The sequence below is a fragment of the Niabella soli DSM 19437 genome, from assembly GCF_000243115.2.
Taxonomy (GTDB): domain Bacteria; phylum Bacteroidota; class Bacteroidia; order Chitinophagales; family Chitinophagaceae; genus Niabella; species Niabella soli.
The window spans coordinates 4,564,306-4,584,733 of sequence record NZ_CP007035.1; the positions used below are offsets into that span (position 1 = coordinate 4,564,306).

Genomic DNA, 20,428 nt, shown 5'->3' on the forward strand with positions numbered 1-20,428 from the left:
AGTAAATGACAGAGGAAGCCATGCCTGCCGCAATAATACAGCTCGATCGCAGCATTGACAAAGGGCTCTGCTTTTTAACAGACCACCAGTTACAGAATGGGGAATTCGTCTGTTATTTCTCTGCCGATCCGCTTATGAAAGAATGGTGCGTTCCTGATTCCGTAACCTTTATAACGGCACTGGTCTGCAATTGCCTGCTTCCTTTCTCGGAACGCCCGGATGTAAAAACCGCACTGACCCGTTCCTCCAATTTTATCGAATACCAGCGTATGCGGGGCGGTGTTTGGTCCTTTTACACAAAATGGCATCCCTCTTTTCCTTATCTGCCCCCCGATATTGATGATACCTGTATGGCTTTGGAGTTCCTCAAAGGCATGGGCAACGACACCCGGCAGCATTTGCCCGTATTGTATGCAAATCGCAATTCAAAAGGATTGTTTTATACCTGGTTTACGCTGCATCCTACGTTCCCGCTGCATCGCGACAGTTGGCTGGTGCGTTTGCGCTTTTTGAAACGCCCCTTTAAAAGCTTTTTTTATTTTTTAAGAAATGAGTTCTCCGTTAACGACACCGACGCATTAGTGAACGCAAATGTTCTGTATTATCTTGGAGCATCAGACAACACCAAAGATGTGATCGCTTATTTGATCAGCTTGTTTGAAAAAGGACAGGAACTGCAAAAGGATAACTGGTATCAGAATCCCTTTATTGCCTATTATCTTTATGCCCGTTTGTTTACAAAACCGGTCCCCGGCCTCGCGCCCATCCGTGAAGTGCTACGCGACCGGTTGCTACGGCTTATTTCCACACAGGAGCAGTGGCAGGATATAGAACTTGCGGTAACGGTAGCCTCGCTGGTTTACCTGGGGTTTGCAGGCCGGCAGTTGGACGAATTGACAGCGTTGCTCCTGGAGCGACAACAGTCCAATGGTTCCTGGAGGCGTCATTTCTTTTATGTGGTGCCTTCGGGAAGTTATGGTTGGGGAAGCGAGGAGACGACAACTGCCTTTGCTGTGGAAGCGTTGAACGCTTACCGGAACTTTCTGCTTATAAAAAATGATTTGATATCGAATGAAAATCGCTGAGATCACCCGTTCTTCTGAATGGTGGGAGTATAAGCTTTCACCGTTGCTGGCCATTGGTTATGCAACGATTTTGAGCGCGGGGAAGGAGATTGGTGATTATTGGACAAGACTATTGCTCATCTTACTTTCGCTGGCCGCCGGGGCTGCTTACGTTAGCATCATAAATGATATAACAGATCTGAAAGACGATCGGATGGCGGGGAAAAAGAACCGCATGCAGAACCTGCCGGCTTATTATCGGTGGTTGCTTCCGGTTGCAGGTCTCTTATCGGGCCTTTTCTTCGAATATGTACTTTATTATCCTGATACCCGCTCCATGATCTTCTATGCCGTTCCATGGGTCTTATTCAGCCTGTATTCTTTTCCCCCCTTCCGGTTCAAGAAGCGGGGTATCCCGGGCATCCTCTGCGATGCGGGAGGTTCCCATGTTTTCACGGGTTTATTAATGATCAGCAGTACCTGCTTCGCCATGCACGAGAGGGTGCCTCCGTTGTGGATGTTTGCCATAGGCGTCTGGTCATTTTGCTATGGACTTCGGGGCATTTTATGGCATCAATATACCGACCGCGTGAACGATCAGCGTGCCGGTTTGCAAACCGTTGCGGTGCGGATCCCGCCACATAAATTCAAACGAATAGAAGCGGGCCTGTTTGTAACAGAGCTTCTGGCCACATTGGGTATTTTTTTATACCTGGGCAATCCCTGGGTTATCGGGGTCTATCTATGTTATCTGTTGCTCTGTTTTTTACGTTACCGTTTTTTGAAATTGGCGCCGGTAGTGGTATTAAGTAAACCGGATACGCCCATTCAGATCCTGCAATTGGACTATTTTCAATGTCTTTTTCCGCTAACCTTGCTGGTCTGTGCCGCTGTTCAGAATATATACAACCTGTTGCCGCTGGCTTTTCATCTGCTGCTTTTTCACGGCACCCTTCGCCGCATTTTTGCTGATCTGAAACTAATCTACAAGGTGTATGCCTGAAAGGGAACGGCTATAGCACCATTTTTTCCAATAAGGTATGAACCAGTCCTTCAGTGCTTACCGCAAGACCGGGATGTACTTTTGAACATTGAATCATCGTACTTCGCGTAGCGGTCAGCCAGCGGAACCGGGATGCGGCGTCCAGCAAGGCAATGCCCGATCCGGACTGTCGGTCGCCTGCCGCAATGGCCTGAAAGGCGCACAGGTTCTCCTCTATTCCATTCATATCTACCTCGGCGTAAAGACTAAAAATTTTTTCTTTTTTCAGTGAAACCGCACACTCAATCATTTTCCTGCTTTTGCAAAAAACGATTACGCCCACATTAACGAATTCCTCTCTTTCCACACGGGGCACTACGCGCAGCACCGCGTACTCATATACCAGCAGCTCTTGCATCTAATGCGGTTTTTAGAAAAGTAAAGGAATTTTTTAAACGCCACGACAAAAATTGAAGATACACTTCTCTTGCGGCTTCCGGGTCGCCCTGCGCTTCTTCATATTGCAACCACTCCATCGGCAACAGGTTTACGATCTCATGTAGCTTTTGCTGGGTTAACAGGCTTTTGCAAAATTCGTCTGCTTCTTTCAACAGGGAGGCTTCCTGAAGCAACACATGATCTTTTATTAAAGGGAACGCGCTTTTCATTTGCACAGGCCAGCTTTCCCAGTTATGATGAAAATATAAACAGGCCCCATGATCAATCAGCCAAAGTTCATTGTGCCACATAAGCATATTGGTGTTGCGCGCGGTGCGGTCCATATTGGTAAGAAAGGCATCCATCCATACGATTATTGATGCCATCATAGGCTCCACTTTTGTAACGGCCGGATCAAAGGTTATGGCGCCGCTTAAATAATGCAAGGCCAGGTTCAGCCCCCTGCTTGCTTTCAACAGATCCTGGATCTCTTCATCCCCTTCGGTTCTTCCAAAAGCTTCATCCAAATGGGCATACACCAATTCCGGAACTTTTAATTTCAATTCCCGGGCCACCTCACCGCCGATGAATTCGGCCACCAGGGCTTTTACCCCCTGGCCGGCCCCACGGAATTTCAAGGCGTATAAAAAGCCGTCGTCGGCTTCTGCAATAGCCGGAAGGGACCCTCCTTCCCGTAGCGGTGTTACATATCTTGTTACCTGAACTGACCGGATCTCCTGCATCGGATTAATAATAATTTGATCAAACCTACATAAATTTTTTGTCTCTTGCTAAAGTAGGGGTTTCATGCAAAGACGCCAGTGTTTCTCGCAGTGGTGCAGCGGGGCGGCGGCACAAGGGCGTGAGGTGTTTCTCGCAAAGGCGTTAAAGGTTCTCACAGATGCCACAGATTTACACAGATGCGGAGAGATTTTTGAGACCTTCTGTGATAATCCGTGTAATCTGTGAGCCATCCCTCATACGCCATTCGTTGCTTCCTCGCGTCTTCGTTGTTAAATCAGATTTACTTCCGGATGCAATGGTACCCCGTATTTATCAGACACCGTCTGCATAACAAGATCACACAATTTCAGAATATCATTTCCGGTTGCGTTGCCATAATTTACCAATACCAGGGCCTGCTTTTCATGTACCCCGGCATCGCCTTGGCGGTAACCCTTCAAACCTGCCTGTTCAATCAGCCAGCCAGCCGCCAGTTTCATGGAACCATCGGCGTTTTCATACGCAACAATGCCCGGGAAATTTGCTTTCAGCGACAGGTAGGCGTCTATTGGTACGGAAGGATTCTTGAAGAAACTGCCGGCATTGCCGATTTTCGCCGGATCCGGAAGCTTGGACGAACGGATGGCAATTACTGCCGCCGCTATCTCCCGGATAGAGAGCTCAGTAATATGCCGCTTTTCCAGCTCCTGGCGGATGGCGCCGTATGCTATATGATATACCGGTTTCTTGCGCAGGCGATAGGTTACGTCTGTAATGACGAACTGGTCTTTATAAATATTTTTAAAGACGCTTTCCCGGTAGCCAAAATTGCACTCCTTCAGACTGAATGTTCTTTTGGTGAGTTCTGTTTTGTGTAAGGCGGTGAGCTCGTGAAAAACATCTTTTATTTCTACCCCATAGGCGCCGATATTCTGCATGGGCGAAGCACCCACACAGCCGGGTATTAACGCCAGGTTTTCCACGCCGGCGTAATGATGTTCCAGGCAGTATAAAACAAAGGAATGCCATTGTTCACCTGCCTGTACTTTTATATAAATAAAATCTTCATCTTCCTTTATTTTTTCATAGCCCGATAACTCATTTTTTATAACCAGACCATCGTAATCTTTTGTCAATAAAATATTACTTCCGCCACCGATGATCAGGGGCCGCTGGTTGTTTTTTTTTGCCCAGGACAAAGCCTCCTTCAGTGCATCCGTGGAAGCAACTTTTGCAAAATGACGCGCCCGTTGTTCAATGCCAAAAGTATTAAATGACCGCAGGGAGCTATTATTCAGAATTTCCATAGCTTTAATCTATTGTTGCAAAATAACGTTTAAATGGCTACAGAGAAAAAAACAGCAGCGATAATTGGCGCTACAGGTCTTACAGGTTCCTGCGTTCAGCGGTTTCTTTTTGACGATCCGGATTACGGCTGTGTTCGCTCATTAGTGCGCTGGCCCGCAGAGCCCATCCATGCAAAGCATGAAGTAAAACTGGTCGATTTCAATGATCCGGAGTCCATTCTATTGGCGTTAACAGGCGTATCGGTTGTATTTTGTGCAATCGGCACTACCAATAAAAAAGTAAAAGGCGACCGTAATTTATACTGGCAAATAGATCACGACATCCCCGTACGCGCATGTAAAATGGCGCTGGAAGCCGGATGCCGCACATTTGTATTTGTATCCTCCGCGGGCGCTAATCCCAAAAGCAGCGCCTTTTATTTGCGATTAAAAGGTAAGGCGGAGGATGCTATTATTGCAACAGGCATGCCCGCCGTACACCTTATGCGCCCCGGCCAGCTATTGGGAAAGAGAACTGAGCATCGCCGGCTGGAATCATGGATCCAGGGGATCATGAAACCTTTGTCCGGATTGTTTTTTGGCTCATGGGCCCAATACAAGGCCATTGATGCTACGATCGTTGCAAAAGCCATGGTGGTAGCGGCTGCGAAACAGGAAACCGGGGTTTTTCGGTATACTTATAAAGAAATGATACAGATGGCAAAGGGGGAGGGGTATTGACACCTGGTTTCTGCACAGAATACCGGGATTGATGTTCAAAGTTTAAGGTTCAAGGTTTGGTCCGCATTCAGCATTGAGCGTTTGGCGTTCTGCCTTCTTTTCACCATTTTCCCTATACCAATAAGTTTATTTCAAACGCCAAATAATTTCCCGGTTTTAATTTGTAACTTACAGCATGAACTGGGAGTTTCAGGCAATTACTGCCACGGCATTAGGCATTGCATTAGCCGCCTGTTGCGGTTTCCGGGTTTTTGTGCCGCTGCTTGTTGCGGGCCTCGCCAGCCGGTTCCATTTTTTTCATTTCTCTGAAAGCTTTCTCTGGCTTTCCTCCACACCGGCACTCATCGCATTGGGTGCCGCAACCATTATTGAAATTGCAGGCTATTACATTCCTTTTGTTGACAATATCCTGGATACCATTGCCGCGCCCATGGCCACAATTGCCGGAACGGTTCTGGCCACTTCCGTAATTCCAATAGACAACGAATGGGTAAAATGGATCGCGGGCATTATTACCGGTGGCGGCAGTGCTGGTTTGATCGCATCCGGCACGGGCATTTTACGGCTTTTCAGTACAAAAACTACCTTAGGTACGGGAAATAATTTTGTGGCAACGGGTGAAAACACTGCGGCTGTTGCAGGCTCGATACTCAGCTTCATTATTCCTGTTGTGATGGCGGTAATTTTTCTTTTTTTTATTGTATGGGTGCTTAGAAAGGTTTGGAAGAAGATGAGGGGTCGCCGGCAGGTAAGGACTGTTTGACTACGCCGGTGTTATCACTCACAGGAGATCTCAAAGATTTTTACAGAAAAAGTTTGCCAATTGGTACTGGCCGGATGCGAGCCTCTTTTTGTACGTAAAATAATAAGGTAGTCAGCTTTTGCGCTACTGGCAGCCCGGTTGCGTCGCACTCTGGGGCTGCAGCACTGCTATCAGCAGTTTAAAGATGGGTCGTACGTTTGTTTTTGCTCACAGATGCCACGGATTTTCACAGAAGCCAACTATCTTTTGCGTTCATTTATAATGAACTGGTATCAAAATTATCATAATGGGTTTATCTGCTTCCCTCTCATTGCCATCAATGTGAACACAACTACAAGCAATTAAAAAAAAGTCCGGAGTTCCTGAACCAGGCGCTACTTTTAAGTTCAAATGGGTCGTGCCTATGGCACTCCATTTTCTACCTGACTCTTTAATTCGGAATAAATTCCGGATTTACCTGATGAACAAGCCGCTGGCTTTCTGTGAAATAAGGAATATTATTGTACGGAGCCGAACGCCCCACTCGTGAATTTGAAAGAGGCGTAGCCTCGGCTTAATGGGTTAACAAGGAGCTTCAGCTCCTTGTTAACCCGAGCTAAGTAATCAGAGAGCCATAGGCTCGACCTATAAATCGGCCGGACAAATAGTATTCTTTTCAATCAACAAGACAGTGGTATTTTAATAAAGTTGATACCGGATTATTACTAATCTTTTCTATCCTGTGAGAATCTGGGAATCTGTGAGAGCTCTGATATCCAGTTCTTAAAATTTCCCACTTGTCCGGAGGTACTTTTCATCATCCTTTAATCCGGAGCACAATAATCTTTCCGTCCATGGTGGTAACCACAATTTTGCGATCGTCCATAAATTGCAGATCATGTATCAGGCAATTGGCCACTTTATGTATCCATTTGGTACGGCCCGTTGCGCGGTCAAACGCGGCAATGACGCCTTTGTCGCTAAACGCATACACCACACCTTTGCGCTCTGTAATTACGGAGGGGTTCAGTTCATAATTAAATACATTATCGGTCTTCCAAACAATCGTTGCCGTATCTGCCCTGGTGGCTACCCCAATTAGTTGCCCCTGCATCGTTTTCGCAAAAACAATAGCACTGTCGTTGGATAGTCCCATTGATTCGCGTACCCAGTATTCATTCCATCTTTTTTTCCAGATCAGCTTTCCTGTTGCCGCGTCAAGAGCCGTCATATACCGGTCCGGCGCCACAATAAACACCCGGCCGTTCGTTGCAACGGGCAAACAGGAGGCGGGGGAGAACATGCGGTTGGTGTATCCATCGTTATAGACCCAATCGGCAGTTCCTGTTTTCATATTAAGCGCATACAATTCATTGCCCCAGCTTCCAAAAATCAGTTTGCCATCGTAAACCAGCGGCATTGCTTTTACAAAATTCTTCACCCGGTCATAGGTCCAGATGATCTTACCCGTGTTTAGATCCAGCGCGCGGAACAGGCCTTCCGACGAACCTGCAAATACTTTTCCCTCCCTGATGACCGGCGTTGCAACAATAGACTTTGGGGTAGCGGTGGTCCAATAGGGTTTACCTGTTGCGGCATCCAGGCAATAGATCGTGCCGTCTGTTGAGGGAACTACGAAACGATTACCTGCTATTGCCGGCGATGCATATATCTTTCCATTTGTCGCAAACCGCCATACCACTTTGTTTTTTATGGGATCCACAGCCAGAACGCGGCCGCGGCTGTCCGGCGTAATGATCAGCCCCTTATACAAGGCAAACCCGTTTCCGATATCAGAAGAATCCTGGAACCGCCCGATTTCCCGCACCTGCGGGTACTGGTCATTTATCGCATAAGAGGGCCGGGGATATTTTTTCAGTTCTTTGTCAAAATGATGATCTTGTAAGGCTACAGCCGCCCAGGGCGCTTTCGTGATGCTGCCGGGAATTCTTGTGCTGTAGGAGATGCTTCCCTTTTCGATCGTTACAATATTATACCCGCCAATACTGTCTTTTGCGCGCAGGTTCGACCGGCCCATAATACCCGGAATGCCTTCGAAATCAAAGCGCCGGTTTTGGTGCCCATGACCGCAAAGCCATGCCTCGATATTATGTTTTTTTAAACGATCTGCCACCTCGTACCAATTATTCAGGGAGGAATCCAGGGGGTAATGATCTACGAAAATGACCGGCTCCCTGCCGGGAATGGTTGCCAAAACGGAATCCAGCCAAACAATATTACCATACGGTACCTGGCCGGGGCTCATTTTCATATTAGGGCCACAGTTCGCCCCCAGGAAATGGATCCCTTCATATTCAAAAGCAAATACTTCGTTGCCAAACACCCGGTTAAAAGTATTGGTACCGCTTTCCGACCAGTTGTCATCATGATTGCCGGGAATAATATACAGTGGTTTATTGAGGGAATCCAGGATTTGTTTGGCCAGTTTTATTTCTGTATCGGCGCCAAATTCGGTAATGTCGCCGGAAGCGATCACAAACTTAAGATCGGGATTGGCGTTTATATCCCGGACGGTTCTTCTCAGATCTTCGTCGGCATTATTGGAGCCGATATGCAGATCGGAAATATGGGCAAATTGAAAACGGGCTTGTGCGCGGATCGCCTGGCAAAATAAACAAAGCAACAGCGCGGCAACTATTTTTTTCACTTGTACGTTTTTATGATCAGCTAAGATATAAAAACGGCGGGGATTTCCTGCCCGGTATAGATTTTGCTGATTATTTTATTATAAAATCGACAATAAATGAAAAGAGTATTTTTCGCCCTAATAGCGGGCCTTTTGGTAAGCAGCGCTGTTGCTGCTCAAACAGCGCCGGCAAAGCAAAAACAAAGTACAGACAAATATCAAAAAGTAGCGGGGCTTACCGCTGCCCAGCAGCAACAGTTGCAAAAAATAAAGACCGATGCCAAAATCAAAAGAGATGCCATTCAGAATAACACGGCGCTCAGCAAGGCGGATAGAAACAAACAAATACAGCAATTGAATGAACAGGAGCACCAGCAACGATTGGCGGTGCTAACGCCCGATCAGCAGCAGCAGTTAAAACAAACCCATAAAATCAAAGCGGCGAAACCGGTTGCCAAACCAGCGCCTACGCCTGCAGCGAAGCAATAGCTGTTTTTCATATAACAAAAAAGGTGATGCCGGATTATAGCATCACCTTTTTTTGTGGAGGCGACCGGACTCGAACCGGTGTCCAAACACATTCCCCAAAAGCCTTCTACATGCTTATTTCTTGTATTGATTGTCGGCGAAAAACAGGGAAAGAACAAACCGATTTTTCACTTAGCTGTATGGGTCTTTTGTTACAGGCACAGCCTAATGCAACAGCATCCTGTTTTTGTTTTATAAGTCGGCGGCGGAGCGTGGTAACAGAACAACCGGCTCAACGCGGCCCTAATGACTACTTAATCACTGATTAGGCAGCCATGGCATACTGAGTATTGCCATTTATGATTTGAGTATTCAGATTTACAGGCTAATTACACAACGCCTGACATGCTTCTGCTTTCAAAGATCTATGCTGTCAAAACCAAGCGCCCCCCGGTTCTGGAATAAAAAGCCAGCATACAAAGGTACGAAAAAAAACCTGTGAGGTTTCAAAAACCTCACAGGTTTATCGCTCTAAAAAAGTCGCTCACCGGGTTGCCGGGTCTATTCAAATGGCTGCTTCGGAATAATCGCAACCGTTAGCCGGCTGATGCAGGTAAGCTGTTCCTGTTCGTTATAGATCCTGATATCCCATACATGCGTTTTCCTGCCAAGATGCAGCGGGCTGCACACCGCTTTTACGGCGCCGGAGGTTACCGGCTTCAGATGATTGGCATTTACCTCCAGTCCTACAGCCATTGATACAGCCGGGTCCATAACCAGGGCGCTCGCATAAGATCCCACCGTTTCCGCCAGCACAACAGAAGCGCCGCCATGCAATATGCCATAGGGTTGCTTTACCTTTTGAGTGACGGGCATGGTAGCGGTGAGCGTGTTGCCCGTAACACCGGTAAATTGTATGTTGAGGAAAGTGCCCATGTACTCAGGCGCATTATTCAGACTTTCCAGGTTGACCGGTTGCCTCCAGATCATGTTTTTTGGACTAAAGTTAGCGTATTGTTACGAGGCAGTAAAAACGACTGTTCGTGTATTTCGAAAGTCATGGTTTTGCTAAAATAATATAAAAGGAATAGGATTGAGTGTGGAACTTTATTTGAATCGTTATAATTTTGCGCATCCTGAAATATAAAATAGTAAAGCGTGGCAAAGAGAAAAGAAATAAAGACAGACGTGGTATTGATCGGCGCTGGTATAATGAGCGCTACCTTAGGTGCTTTTATTAATGAGCTGGAGCCCGGGAATTCAATCCACATTTTTGAGCGGCTGGGGCGGGTAGCCGGCGAAAGCTCCGACGCCTGGAATAATGCCGGAACAGGGCATTCCGCACTTTGCGAGCTCAATTATACGCCCGAGAAAGGAGACGGTACCATCGATACACATAAAGCATTGGATATTATCGAGCAGTTTGAAGTATCCAAACAGTTCTGGTCGTACCTCGTAAAAGATCAACAGATCAATGACCCTGCAGATTTTATCCGTACCGTACCACATATGAGTTTTGTGCGTGGAAGTAAGGATGTTAAATACCTTAAAAAACGCTACACGGCCCTGCAAAAATATAAACTGTTCCAGGGGATGGAATATTCCGAAGATCCGGCGGTTATCAAAAAATGGATCCCGCTGGTAGTGGAAGGGCGCGATCCGAAAGAAAAAGTGGCTACCACTTATGCTGCGTGGGGTACGGATGTTGATTATGGGGCATTAACAAGAATTTTGATTGATAATATGGTTGCCCGGGGCAATGCCCATTTACATCTCTTGCATGAAGTGTATGACCTCATCAGGCAGGACGACGGAAGATGGAAAGTGAAAGTGAAGAATATGGCAACGGGCGAGAAAACCATCATTTACAGCCGTTTTGTTTTTATTGGCGCCGGGGGCGGATCCTTAGCGTTATTACAGGATAGTGATATTCCCGAAAGCAAGCTGTATGGCGGGTTTCCCGTAGGCGGACAATGGCTGGTGTGCAACAACCCGGCAGTGGTAAAAAAGCATGAAGCCAAGGTTTACGGGCAGGCCTCGGTAGGGGCGCCACCTATGAGCGTACCGCACCTGGATACCCGGGTGATGGGGGATGAGAAATCTATCCTGTTTGGTCCCTTTGCATCCTTTTCCACAAAATTTTTGAAGGAAGGATCCTATTGGGATCTTTTTGAATCGATCAAATACTGGAATATTTTTTCGATGATGAAAGTAGGATTGAAAAATTATGACCTGGAAAAATACCTGGTACAGCAACTGAGCCTTTCTTTTGAGGATCGGATTGAAGCATTGAAAGTGTTTTACCCCAACGCAAAAGCAAAAGACTGGAAGCTGGAAGATGCAGGGCAACGGGTGCAGATTATTTTTAAAGACCCTGAAAAAGGAGCGAGCCTGCAATTCGGGACAGAGATAGTAGCCAGCGAGGACGGAACTATTGGCGCTTTATTAGGCGCTTCTCCCGGCGCGTCCACCGCTGTTTCGATCATGCTGACGTTATTGGAAAAATGTTTTCCTGACCGTTTCCAGGGCAAGTGGAAGAAAAAATTAAGAATGATGATCCCTTCCCTGGGGCAGCGCCTGGAAGAAAATGAAGAATTGTGCAATAAAATAAGGACCGAGACCACCGCGTTGTTGCGACTGCAGTAATGTGAATCAATTTAAAAGCTGCCACGAATCCTCCAGAAGCGGACACTGTTCCATCATTCTGTGTTGCAGTATGATTTAAGGATACAACGAAACTGATCCCTGCAGATCAGCGGGTCAAAAGGCCTCCCGCATTCCGATTTATCGGAAGCAGACTATCTCAGATGAATGAAGTGTAATCCGCGCCGTTGGCGCTCCCGATAGCCATCGGGATGCGTAAATCTGCGGGCCAAAAAAATTAGCTTGAACGGTTTTGTTGTACAGAATGCACGAATGAGTTGTCTGGTGTTTCAACTTCAAAAAAATAGACAGGAACCTAAATGCGTCAACAACGTATATGGATTCGTGCATTCATGGCATTCGGGATTAGCATAAAAAGCCTTTTGTTTAAATAATTACTCCCTTAATGTGGGCAATGGAGTGTCCTTACCAACCCATTACACCAGCATTTTGATAAAACTAATTTCAGCTCATTAATTAGGGCCTCCATAAACGGAGGCTTTTTTATAAAAAATTTTTTGGTTTCAATTTTATCTCTACATTTGTAGAAACAAATCTATAATTGTAGAATGGTTAAGTTGTCAAAATCAGAGGAACAGTTGATGGAATATATCTGGAAAGCCGGGCGCGCCTTTATGAAGGACCTGATCGATAGCTTTCCCGACCCGAAACCCGCAAACACAACGGTGGCAACACTTTTAAAGCGGATGACAGAAAAAGGGGTGATCAGTTATACCCAATACGGGAACTCCCGCGAATATTACCCGCTGATCAAAAAGGCCGATTATTTTTCAAAACACGTCAACAGTATGATCCGAAATTATTTTGATGACTCTGTTTTGCAGTTTGCTTCTTTTTTTACCAAAGAGACCAATTTAAGCAAAGAGCAGTTGGAAGAACTGAAGCAAATCGTAGACCACCAGATAGAATCCCTTGGGAAACGAAAAAAGAAAAAATGATTATCTATCTTTTAAAAATGATCGCCTGCAGCGGCTTGTTGTACGCCTTTTATTTCTTTTTTCTCCGGAAAGAAAAGATGCTGGTGTTTAACCGGTTTTATTTGCTGGGGAGCATTATTCTCTCTTTTTTAATCCCGTTGTGTCGTTTTGAAACGAAGATGTCCGATAAGATCGGGTTGCCCGATAAGCCGTTTATTGAAATGTATTCAGTGACTAAGGAACCGTTGTTCTCTGAAAAGGCCGTTATTAACCTATTGCCAAAAAAGACAACAGTTGCCGCCGGCACCATTGTATATATTGTTTTTATCAGCGTTTCGCTGCTGTTGTTTTTTCGCTTTGTTATAAATCTGTTCCATTACCGGAGGTTGATAAAAAATAATCCGAAAATTAAAAAGGGACGCTTTTCAATCATCCTGTTAGAACAGGATATATTGCCCCATTCCTTTATAAACAGTATATTTTTGAGCCGCAGTACTTATGAAGGAGGGCTTATTGACCAGGAGATTCTGCTCCATGAAGAGGCCCATATAACACAGCGCCATTCTTTTGACATACTGTTTGTGGAGGCGGTAATGATTGTGTTCTGGTTTAATCCTTTTTTACTGCTGTTCAGAAAGTATATCAGGATCAATCACGAGTTTCTGGCGGATACTTGTGTCGTTCAAAATACCGGGGATAGAAGCCGTTATGCCGAAGCAATGCTTAAAATGGCTTGCCCCGTTTGTAAAAATTCACTTGCCAGTAATTTCTATTTTATTACAAAAAAACGATTAATGATGCTTTACAAAGAAACTTCAGTAAAAGTTAAACTGACACGAGGCCTGATCACCCTGTTTGTTTTTGTGTCCCTGATACTTATTTTTTCAGACAGGCTGAATGGAACGGGTCAGAAAATGAATCTTCCGGGCGACGCCGGAAAGGATGCATCTGGTTTAATAAATCCAGGCAATCGGCATGTGGGGTATACTGCAATTCAGAAGGATGTTCCGGAAGAAGGTAATAGGGAAAAAGCCGGGATCGAACAAGGAGCCGCAATTTTGAAAGCGGACGGGATAAAAGACCTGCCGGTTAATAATGAAGGTGCTCCCGTTGCAAAACCGGAAGGGACAACTATCCCCGGGGCTGCATTATCGATAGAAAAAGATTCTTTGGATATTCCCTATAAATCATACCCCGTTAATAAGGGATTGTCAGAAGAAAAAATGACTGAGTTTAATAAGTTTATTGAAAAATATGTAATGGAGGTGAATGGTGAAAAAGTTTTTTGGTATAAACAAATGTTGCGGCCTGCCCTCGATCTGTATTTTGGCATGACCGATCAGCAACGTTCCGGTGTAAATAAAAACCTTCCCCAACTATTTCTTGCAGCCGGTAATAATGAGTTAGTACGGCTAAATGGAGCCTATAGAAATAATAGGGGCAAGCTATTCGCAGTTTACCCGGATGGAAAAACCGTGAGTGCAACCATAACCAACAGTGAGGAGAAAAAGCATTTTATAGAGAATTTTACATTGGACATAAACAGGTATCCCAATCAGGATTGTGCCTTTAGAACGTATTTATATAAGGGGAAAAGTGTAGCTATGTTCGTAATGTTTTATTCAGTAAAGAAAGAGGGCTGAAATGATTCGATAAGGTAAAAATATTTTTATTACCAAAATCAGGAAAAATGTTTGTCTATCTTTTAAAAATGATCGCCTGCAGCGGCTTGTTGTACGCCTTTTATTTCTTTTTGCTTCAGAAAGAAAAGATGCTGGTATTTAACCGGTTTTATCTGTTGGGAGCAGTGGCAGTTTCTTTCCTTATCCCGTTGACCCTGTTCCGGATAACCATTGAAACGACAGTTTTGCAACAGCCAGCTTTTGTTCCGTCGGGCACAGCTTCATCGCCGGTAACGGCAAAACATTTGCCTTTTATCGATTGGTTAGCTGTGTTGGTTTATGGCATGATACTGCTGGTAAGCCTGGTATTGCTCCTTCGGTTTGCTTATCGCCTCTGGACGGTAAAACGCATCATCCGGAAGCAGGTATGTCAATCTTTTTATGAGGCCCGTATTGTATTATCAGTTGAAGACTGCCTGCCCCATTCGTTTTTGAAATATATTTTTTTAAACAGGGCGCAATTTGAACGGGGCGATATTGATACCGCTATTTTACAACATGAGCTGGCGCATGTGCGGCAAAAACATTCTTTGGATATCCTGCTTATTGAATTAATACAGATCATGTGCTGGTTTAATCCCTTTATCTGGTTTTATAAAAAATCCATTCAGTTGAATCATGAATTCCTCGCAGATCATGCAGTCGTTAAAAGAACCGGCAACACGCAGGGCTATCAACGGCTGTTGCTAAAAAATGTTTACGTAAACAATTCCATACCACTTGCAAGCAGCTTTTATTTTTTCACCACAAAAAAACGTTTACTTATGCTACAACTTCATCAATCAAAGTTTGCGGTTTTAAAAGGGCTGCTGCTGCTCCCTTTGCTGGGAGCGCTTATCGGCATTTTTTCAGAGAAAGTCTATTCGCAACAGGAAGTAAAACGGTTCAGCCCACCCAGGATTGTGAAGGACTTGTCCGAAAATGATATTCTTGAGTATAAAACAATTATGGCGCGTGATTACAGTAAGACCGCTAAGGGCTATAAGATGGATAAGGATGATTATAATCGCGCAAAATATTTGTATGATCATATGACTGCAGAAGACGCTAAAACTGTTGTTAATTTTAAAAAGGCAAAAATTTTTGTACGTCCAACCGTTATCAGGGATGCCCGGGTTGAACAGCCGGAGCACCCGGGAGCAACAGCAGAAGAAATGGTGGAATACAAAAAAGTTGAAAACAGCTTAAGAGTTCCCGGCAAACCAGGAAGCTATCGGGGAGCAGATTGGGCCGCCTCTGAACGGGCCGCCGATCTTTATTCCAATAAAATGACAGAAGAGCAACGGGCTACTGTGCGCAAAATGCCTCCTCCTCCGCCTCTGCCCGGCAGGGATCAATCAGCACCAGTGCCACCACCACCGGCAGCGCCCAAAAATGGAAAGCAGCTTGCCCCGCCCAGGATTGTAAGGGACAAAAAGAACCGTGCATTTACGCCACCGAAAATTATAAACGATGAAAGAACCAGGTTCACCCCGCCGAAGATTGTAAAAGATACGGCGAAGTGATGAACGCGATGAACCGATTGAGGAATTTAGTAATGGCAGGCAATTAATGGCTGCCATTTTTTTTACATTTATTTAACACTGGAAATACGATCCGCTTTATTGCAAAAAATAGCCTCAACCAATTGCAAAAAAAATGATAAAATCGATCCAAACGGATTACCTAGTAAACTTTTTGCAGTCTAATAATCGTCTGAGTTATATAGAGAAATGGGAATGATCCTATTTAACCCAAATCTTTATTTTAGCAAAGGAGCCATAGGAGTCCAGCATACAGCAATGCAATGATTATTTTGGCGATTCCGGTAGCTATCTGATAAATTAAAAACAAAAAAATCAAACAGATGAAACAAAACAAATCCTATCTGAAACTATTAATTTTAGCGGTAACCGTAACTATTGCAGGTACTGCCATGGCGCAGGTAGACCTGGGTATTAAAGCCGGTTTGAATCTTTCCAGTTTGCATATCCAGGATCAGAACGGAAACCGGATCACCGGCGCCCAACTGACACCCGGGGCCAACTTGGGCCTTACTTTTGATATTCCTGTGGGCTATGAGTTTTTTATACAGCCAGCAGCCTTGTTTAGCATGAAAGGCGCTAAAATGACTTACGATGCCAACGATTATATGTGGCAGGACGGCAGTACTTCTCAAAATGGGGACTACACCCGTATCAATACATATAACGTGGAAGTTCCGATCAATTTCCTTTATAAGCCGCAGGCAGGTAGTGGCCACTTCATGATCGGTGTAGGCCCTTATTTTGCCTATGCCGCCGGAGGTAATTATAGAAGTGTACTTAACGGAAATACAACAACCGGTAAAATGGAATTCATTAATGACTACGCTAAAGAAGATGGAAATAATAACACATTAGTGTTGGGAAAACCTTTTGATGTGGGTGGTAATATCCTGATCGGCTATGAATTTTATAACCGCGTTTCGGTGCAATTGAACGGGCAAACCAGTTTTTCCAACCTGGAGCCGAAAGATCATGGCAACCGGAATGGGGCCGTGCTCCGGAACGGAGGCCTGGGGATTTCAGTGGGATACCGGTTTTAAGAGTGAATAGTCAATAGTTAGAAGTGAAGGGACGTTTTCCTGATCACTATCATCAAAAAATAATAAAAGCCGCTTTCTGTTCAGGAAGGCGGCTTTTTTTATTTAAACGTATAAGATGGGGCCCGGAGCATGACAGTGCATGACAGTTAGCTTTTTTTTATTGAATATTTTTGATCGGTAACAGATTGCTTAATGATATTGAATAAATAGAGTTCATGAATGCATTATTAGGGGTTATTTTCCATTTTATTGGCGGTTTTGCTTCCGGAAGTTTTTACATTCCCTATAAGAAAGTAAAGGGGTGGTCCTGGGAATCTTACTGGCTGGTGGGCGGCATTTTTTCGTGGTTAATTGTTCCACCACTGGCGGCATGGTTGACCATTCCCAATTTTTGGGAGATCATTAAAACGAGCGGAGCCGGTACGCTGGGCTATGCTTATTTATTTGGTTTATTGTGGGGGATCGGCGGACTTACCTATGGATTAGGCGTTCGCTATCTGGGGGTATCATTGGGCAGCAGCATTATCCTCGGACTTTGCATGGTTTTTGGCGCATTGATACCAGCGTTGTATTACCAGGTAAATCCTGCGGAAGGAAAAGATACCATCGGTATGTTGTTTGGTACCGGCTGGGGCAAGGTCATCATGCTGGGTTTATTGGTTTGTATTATTGGTATTATCATTTCCGGCAGGGCCGGCGTGCGCAAAGAAAAAGAACTGGCGGGCCAGGAACATGATCATTTATCAGGAAAAGATGAATATAAGTTTGGATTGGGATTGCTGGTAGCCATTATTTCCGGCGTATTAAGCGCCTGTTTTAATTTTGGGATTGAAGCGGGAAAGCCGATGGCCGATACGGCAAACGCCTTATGGAAAGCTGCACACCCGGGGCAGGGAGAGTTTCTCTTCCAGAATAATGTGTCGTATGTTGTGATCCTTTGGGGCGGACTGACGACTAACCTGATCTGGTGCTTGATCTTAAATGCGCGCAACAAAACCTTTGGCGATTATACCAATGCAAAAACACCCCGGTTATCCAATATTATTTTTTGTGCCCTAGCGGGAACCACTTGGTTCTTACAGTTCTTCTTTTATGGCATGGGAGAAAGCAAGCTGGGGAATGGTCCCAGTTCCTGGATTCTGCATATGGCGTTTATTATTCTTATTGCCAATGTATGGGGATTAGTGTTAAAAGAATGGAAAGGTGTTAGCAAGAAAACACTGACCACCGTGGTGTTAGGGATCATCATAATATTAGTGTCCGTATTGCTGGTGGGATACGGCAATTCATTAAGATAGTTCATTAAAATAATTAAGAATAAAGAAATATGAGTGCTCAAGCAAAAACGTTTCAATACGTAAGTTATTTGTGGGATGATGCTAAAGCTGCTGAACTGGCAGGAGATGAAGTGGCATTACTGATCTACCGTTCCAACTTATTGGGAGCCGACCTGCGGCTGACCAATTATGGCGGCGGCAATACTTCCTGTAAAGTAATGGCTAAGGATCCGCTGACCAATGAAGAAAAAGAGATCATGTACGTAAAAGGCAGTGGAGGAGACCTGGGTACCCTGAAAAAGAGTGGCCTTGCAGCTTTATATGTAGACCGCCTGCGCAGCCTGAAAGCGATTTATCGCGGAATCGAACATGAAGATGAAATGGTAGAACTGTTCAATCATTGTATTTATGACCTGAACTCAAAAGCGCCTTCTATCGACACCCCGTTGCACGGATTTCTCCCTTTTAAACATATAGACCATTTGCATCCAGATGCGGCCATCGCAATAGCGGCGGCAAAAGATGGTAAAAAAATTACCGAAGAACTTTTTGGAGGAACGATCGGTTGGGTACCCTGGCAGAAACCGGGATTTGACCTGGGCCTGCAGCTAAAGCAATGCCTGGATGAAAACCCGGGAATCCGCGGTATTATGCTGGGTTCGCACGGATTATTTACCTGGGGCGATACGGCCTATGACAGCTATATCAATACGCTGGAGGTGATTGAAAAATGCGCGGCGTATATTGAAGAACATACCGGCAAGAACGGCCCTGTTTTCGGTGGCGAAAAAGTAAAGGCCCTCCCGGCAGCAGCGCGGCAGCAAAGAGCCGCAGCCCTGGCCCCGGTATTAAGAGGGTTCTGTTCTTCGAATATAAAGATGGTAGGTCATTTTACCGATAATGAAAAAGTATTAGAATTTATTGATTCAAATGACCTGGACCGTTTGGCGCCATTGGGTACTTCCTGTCCGGATCACTTTTTGCGTACCAAGATCAGCCCGCTGGTATTAAATCTGTCTACAGACGAGAACCTGGAGGACGTAAAAGTGGTAAAAGAAAAGATAGCGCCGCTGTTTGAAGCGTACCGGAAAATGTATGCAGAGTATTATGATACCTGCAAACATCCCAACAGTCCGGCTATGCGTGATCCGAACCCGGTTGTGATCATTTATCCCGGTGTGGGGATGTTTACCTTTTCAAAGGATAAACAGACCGCCAGAGTTGCGGCGGAATTTTACACCAATGCCATCAACGTGATGCGTGGCGCGGAAGCTATTTCATCCTACACTTCACTGCCCCGGCAGGAAGCGTTCAATATTGAATACTGGTTGCTGGAAGAGGCAAAGCTGCAACGGATGCCCAAACCCAAGCCGTTGAGCGGCCGTGTAGCGCTGATTACCGGAAGCGGTGGCGGCATCGGCAAAGCCATTGCCAAAAAATTTGCCCGCGAAGGCGCCTGCGTGATCATTAACGATATTAACCAGGAGCGTATTGATGAAACAACAGCCGAATTTCAAAAGGAATTTGGTAAGGATGCAGCGGCCCCGGTTGTATTGGACGTAACCAATGAGGAGTCTATAAAAGTGGCCATAGATAAAGCAGTACTGTCTTTTGGCGGGCTGGATATCATTGTGAACAATGCGGGGATCAGTATTTCAAAGTCGATCACAGATCACTCCATTGAAGAGTGGGACCGGTTGTATGATATTTTGGTGAAAGGACAGTTCATGGTCTCCAAACAAGGCGTAGCGGTGATGCGGAAACAGGAAATGGGAGGCGATATTATTAACATCGTGTCTAAAAACTCTGTCGTTTCAGGCCCCAATAATGCGGGCTACGGTTCCGCAAAAGCGGCACAGGCCCACCTTTCGCGCCTGCTGGCAGCGGAGCTGGGCGGGGATAAGATCCGCGTGAACAGCGTGAACCCGGATGCGGTGATTGCCAATTCCAATATCTGGGCAGGCGGCTGGGCCGAAGGACGTGCAAAGGCTTACGGCATTACCGTGGAGGAATTGCCGGCTTATTATGCCAAACGCACCCTGATGAATGAAATGATCCTTCCGGAAGATATTGCCGATGCCTGTTTTGTATTTGTAAGCGGCTTGCTAAACAAATCCACCGGAAATGTGCTCAATGTAGATGGAGGAGTGGCTGCGGCTTTTTTAAGATAAGAATGTCTTCATATAACAAGCAATACAAGAGTTGATGATTTTCTAATCGGTCAACTCGTT

17 protein-coding genes and 1 other RNA gene are annotated in these 20,428 nt (G+C 45.3%); 12 read left to right on the forward strand and 6 right to left on the reverse strand.

Annotated features, from left to right (window positions below):
• Positions 1-5: 5 nt before the first annotated feature.
• Positions 6-1,085, forward strand: coding sequence for a hypothetical protein (locus tag NIASO_RS18980; protein ID WP_025299153.1), 1,080 nt, complete (start codon positions 6-8; stop codon positions 1,083-1,085).
• Entirely contained in the window at positions 1,072-2,067 is a 996-nt protein-coding gene (locus NIASO_RS18985; protein WP_008582592.1) for a UbiA family prenyltransferase, read from the forward strand. Before NIASO_RS18980 ends, NIASO_RS18985 begins: the two co-directional genes overlap by 14 nt.
• A 10-nt stretch (positions 2,068-2,077) precedes the next feature.
• Here NIASO_RS18985 and NIASO_RS18990 read toward each other — a convergent pair whose 3' ends face one another.
• The 3 genes from NIASO_RS18990 to murB form a co-directional block, all read right to left on the reverse strand.
• Positions 2,078-2,464, reverse strand: coding sequence for a DUF3037 domain-containing protein (locus NIASO_RS18990; protein ID WP_008582591.1), 387 nt, complete (start codon positions 2,462-2,464; stop codon positions 2,078-2,080).
• The gene (locus tag NIASO_RS18995; protein ID WP_008582589.1) at positions 2,442-3,227 is read right to left on the reverse strand and encodes a HipA family kinase; all 786 of its coding nucleotides are present in this window, start codon (positions 3,225-3,227) and stop codon (positions 2,442-2,444) included. The genes NIASO_RS18990 and NIASO_RS18995 overlap by 23 nt, the downstream gene beginning before the upstream one ends.
• A gap of 270 nt (positions 3,228-3,497) precedes the next feature.
• Complete coding sequence (murB, locus tag NIASO_RS19000) at positions 3,498-4,514, reverse strand: UDP-N-acetylmuramate dehydrogenase (RefSeq protein WP_008582588.1); 1,017 nt, start codon at positions 4,512-4,514, stop codon at positions 3,498-3,500.
• Between the two features lie 33 nt (positions 4,515-4,547).
• On the opposite strand from murB, the gene NIASO_RS19005 reads away from it, so the two are divergent.
• Both NIASO_RS19005 and NIASO_RS19010 read left to right on the forward strand, forming a co-directional pair.
• Positions 4,548-5,234 carry an NAD(P)H-binding protein gene (locus tag NIASO_RS19005; protein ID WP_008582587.1) on the forward strand — a complete coding sequence of 229 codons (687 nt, stop codon included), beginning with the start codon at positions 4,548-4,550 and terminating at the stop codon, positions 5,232-5,234.
• A gap of 175 nt (positions 5,235-5,409) precedes the next feature.
• Complete coding sequence (locus tag NIASO_RS19010; protein ID WP_008582586.1) at positions 5,410-5,997, forward strand: DUF4126 domain-containing protein; 588 nt, start codon at positions 5,410-5,412, stop codon at positions 5,995-5,997.
• Between the two features lie 796 nt (positions 5,998-6,793).
• On the opposite strand, the gene NIASO_RS19015 is transcribed toward NIASO_RS19010, so the two are convergent.
• Positions 6,794-8,644, reverse strand: coding sequence for an outer membrane protein assembly factor BamB family protein (locus NIASO_RS19015; RefSeq protein ID WP_008582585.1), 1,851 nt, complete (start codon positions 8,642-8,644; stop codon positions 6,794-6,796).
• A 96-nt stretch (positions 8,645-8,740) separates the two neighbouring features.
• On the opposite strand from NIASO_RS19015, the gene NIASO_RS19020 reads away from it, so the two are divergent.
• Positions 8,741-9,112: a hypothetical protein gene (locus NIASO_RS19020; RefSeq protein ID WP_008582584.1), complete on the forward strand. Its 372-nt coding sequence runs from the start codon at positions 8,741-8,743 to the stop codon at positions 9,110-9,112.
• Positions 9,113-9,164: 52 nt separating this feature from the next.
• On the opposite strand, the gene ssrA is transcribed toward NIASO_RS19020, so the two are convergent.
• Positions 9,165-9,542: a transfer-messenger RNA gene (gene ssrA / locus NIASO_RS19990) on the reverse strand.
• Between the two features lie 110 nt (positions 9,543-9,652).
• Entirely contained in the window at positions 9,653-10,081 is a 429-nt protein-coding gene (locus NIASO_RS19025) for a hotdog fold thioesterase (RefSeq protein WP_008582583.1), read from the reverse strand.
• A 168-nt stretch (positions 10,082-10,249) separates the two neighbouring features.
• On the opposite strand from NIASO_RS19025, the gene mqo reads away from it, so the two are divergent.
• The 7 genes from mqo to NIASO_RS19060 all read left to right on the forward strand — a co-directional run bounded on the left by mqo (position 10,250) and on the right by NIASO_RS19060 (position 20,368).
• Positions 10,250-11,737, forward strand: coding sequence for a malate dehydrogenase (quinone) (mqo, locus tag NIASO_RS19030; RefSeq protein ID WP_008582582.1), 1,488 nt, complete (start codon positions 10,250-10,252; stop codon positions 11,735-11,737).
• Between the two features lie 566 nt (positions 11,738-12,303).
• A complete protein-coding gene (locus NIASO_RS19035) occupies positions 12,304-12,693 on the forward strand; it encodes a BlaI/MecI/CopY family transcriptional regulator (RefSeq protein WP_008582580.1) in 390 nt (129 codons plus the stop codon).
• Positions 12,690-14,315, forward strand: a complete 1,626-nt coding sequence (locus tag NIASO_RS19040; RefSeq protein ID WP_008582579.1) for a M56 family metallopeptidase — start codon at positions 12,690-12,692, stop codon at positions 14,313-14,315. The genes NIASO_RS19035 and NIASO_RS19040 overlap by 4 nt, the downstream gene beginning before the upstream one ends.
• A 47-nt stretch (positions 14,316-14,362) precedes the next feature.
• Positions 14,363-15,859 carry a M56 family metallopeptidase gene (locus NIASO_RS19045; protein WP_008582577.1) on the forward strand — a complete coding sequence of 499 codons (1,497 nt, stop codon included), beginning with the start codon at positions 14,363-14,365 and terminating at the stop codon, positions 15,857-15,859.
• A gap of 341 nt (positions 15,860-16,200) precedes the next feature.
• Entirely contained in the window at positions 16,201-16,920 is a 720-nt protein-coding gene (locus NIASO_RS19050; protein WP_008582576.1) for a porin family protein, read from the forward strand.
• Positions 16,921-17,135: 215 nt separating this feature from the next.
• The gene (gene rhaT, locus NIASO_RS19055) at positions 17,136-18,218 is read left to right on the forward strand and encodes an L-rhamnose/proton symporter RhaT (RefSeq protein WP_008582573.1); all 1,083 of its coding nucleotides are present in this window, start codon (positions 17,136-17,138) and stop codon (positions 18,216-18,218) included.
• Positions 18,219-18,247: 29 nt separating this feature from the next.
• Positions 18,248-20,368 (forward strand): bifunctional rhamnulose-1-phosphate aldolase/short-chain dehydrogenase, encoded by a 2,121-nt coding sequence (locus NIASO_RS19060; RefSeq protein WP_008582571.1) that lies wholly within the window; start codon positions 18,248-18,250, stop codon positions 20,366-20,368.
• Positions 20,369-20,428 lie beyond the last annotated feature (60 nt).

Excerpts from the sequence above, each read along its gene's own strand:
- NIASO_RS19050 (WP_008582576.1), top strand. The coding sequence starts at position 16,201 with ATGAAACAAAACAAATCCTATCTGAAACTATTAATTTTAGCGGTAACC.
- NIASO_RS19025 (WP_008582583.1), bottom strand. The coding sequence starts at position 10,081 with ATGATCTGGAGGCAACCGGTCAACCTGGAAAGTCTGAATAATGCGCCT.
- NIASO_RS18990 (WP_008582591.1), bottom strand. The coding sequence starts at position 2,464 with ATGCAAGAGCTGCTGGTATATGAGTACGCGGTGCTGCGCGTAGTGCCC.
- NIASO_RS19005 (WP_008582587.1), top strand. The coding sequence starts at position 4,548 with ATGGCTACAGAGAAAAAAACAGCAGCGATAATTGGCGCTACAGGTCTT.
- NIASO_RS19035 (WP_008582580.1), top strand. The coding sequence starts at position 12,304 with ATGGTTAAGTTGTCAAAATCAGAGGAACAGTTGATGGAATATATCTGG.
- NIASO_RS19020 (WP_008582584.1), top strand. The coding sequence starts at position 8,741 with ATGAAAAGAGTATTTTTCGCCCTAATAGCGGGCCTTTTGGTAAGCAGC.
- NIASO_RS18980 (WP_025299153.1), top strand. The coding sequence starts at position 6 with ATGACAGAGGAAGCCATGCCTGCCGCAATAATACAGCTCGATCGCAGC.
- murB (WP_008582588.1), bottom strand. The coding sequence starts at position 4,514 with ATGGAAATTCTGAATAATAGCTCCCTGCGGTCATTTAATACTTTTGGC.
- NIASO_RS19045 (WP_008582577.1), top strand. The coding sequence starts at position 14,363 with ATGTTTGTCTATCTTTTAAAAATGATCGCCTGCAGCGGCTTGTTGTAC.
- NIASO_RS19060 (WP_008582571.1), top strand. The coding sequence starts at position 18,248 with ATGAGTGCTCAAGCAAAAACGTTTCAATACGTAAGTTATTTGTGGGAT.
- rhaT (WP_008582573.1), top strand. The coding sequence starts at position 17,136 with ATGAATGCATTATTAGGGGTTATTTTCCATTTTATTGGCGGTTTTGCT.
- NIASO_RS19010 (WP_008582586.1), top strand. The coding sequence starts at position 5,410 with ATGAACTGGGAGTTTCAGGCAATTACTGCCACGGCATTAGGCATTGCA.
- NIASO_RS18995 (WP_008582589.1), bottom strand. The coding sequence starts at position 3,227 with ATGCAGGAGATCCGGTCAGTTCAGGTAACAAGATATGTAACACCGCTA.
- NIASO_RS18985 (WP_008582592.1), top strand. The coding sequence starts at position 1,072 with ATGAAAATCGCTGAGATCACCCGTTCTTCTGAATGGTGGGAGTATAAG.
- NIASO_RS19040 (WP_008582579.1), top strand. The coding sequence starts at position 12,690 with ATGATTATCTATCTTTTAAAAATGATCGCCTGCAGCGGCTTGTTGTAC.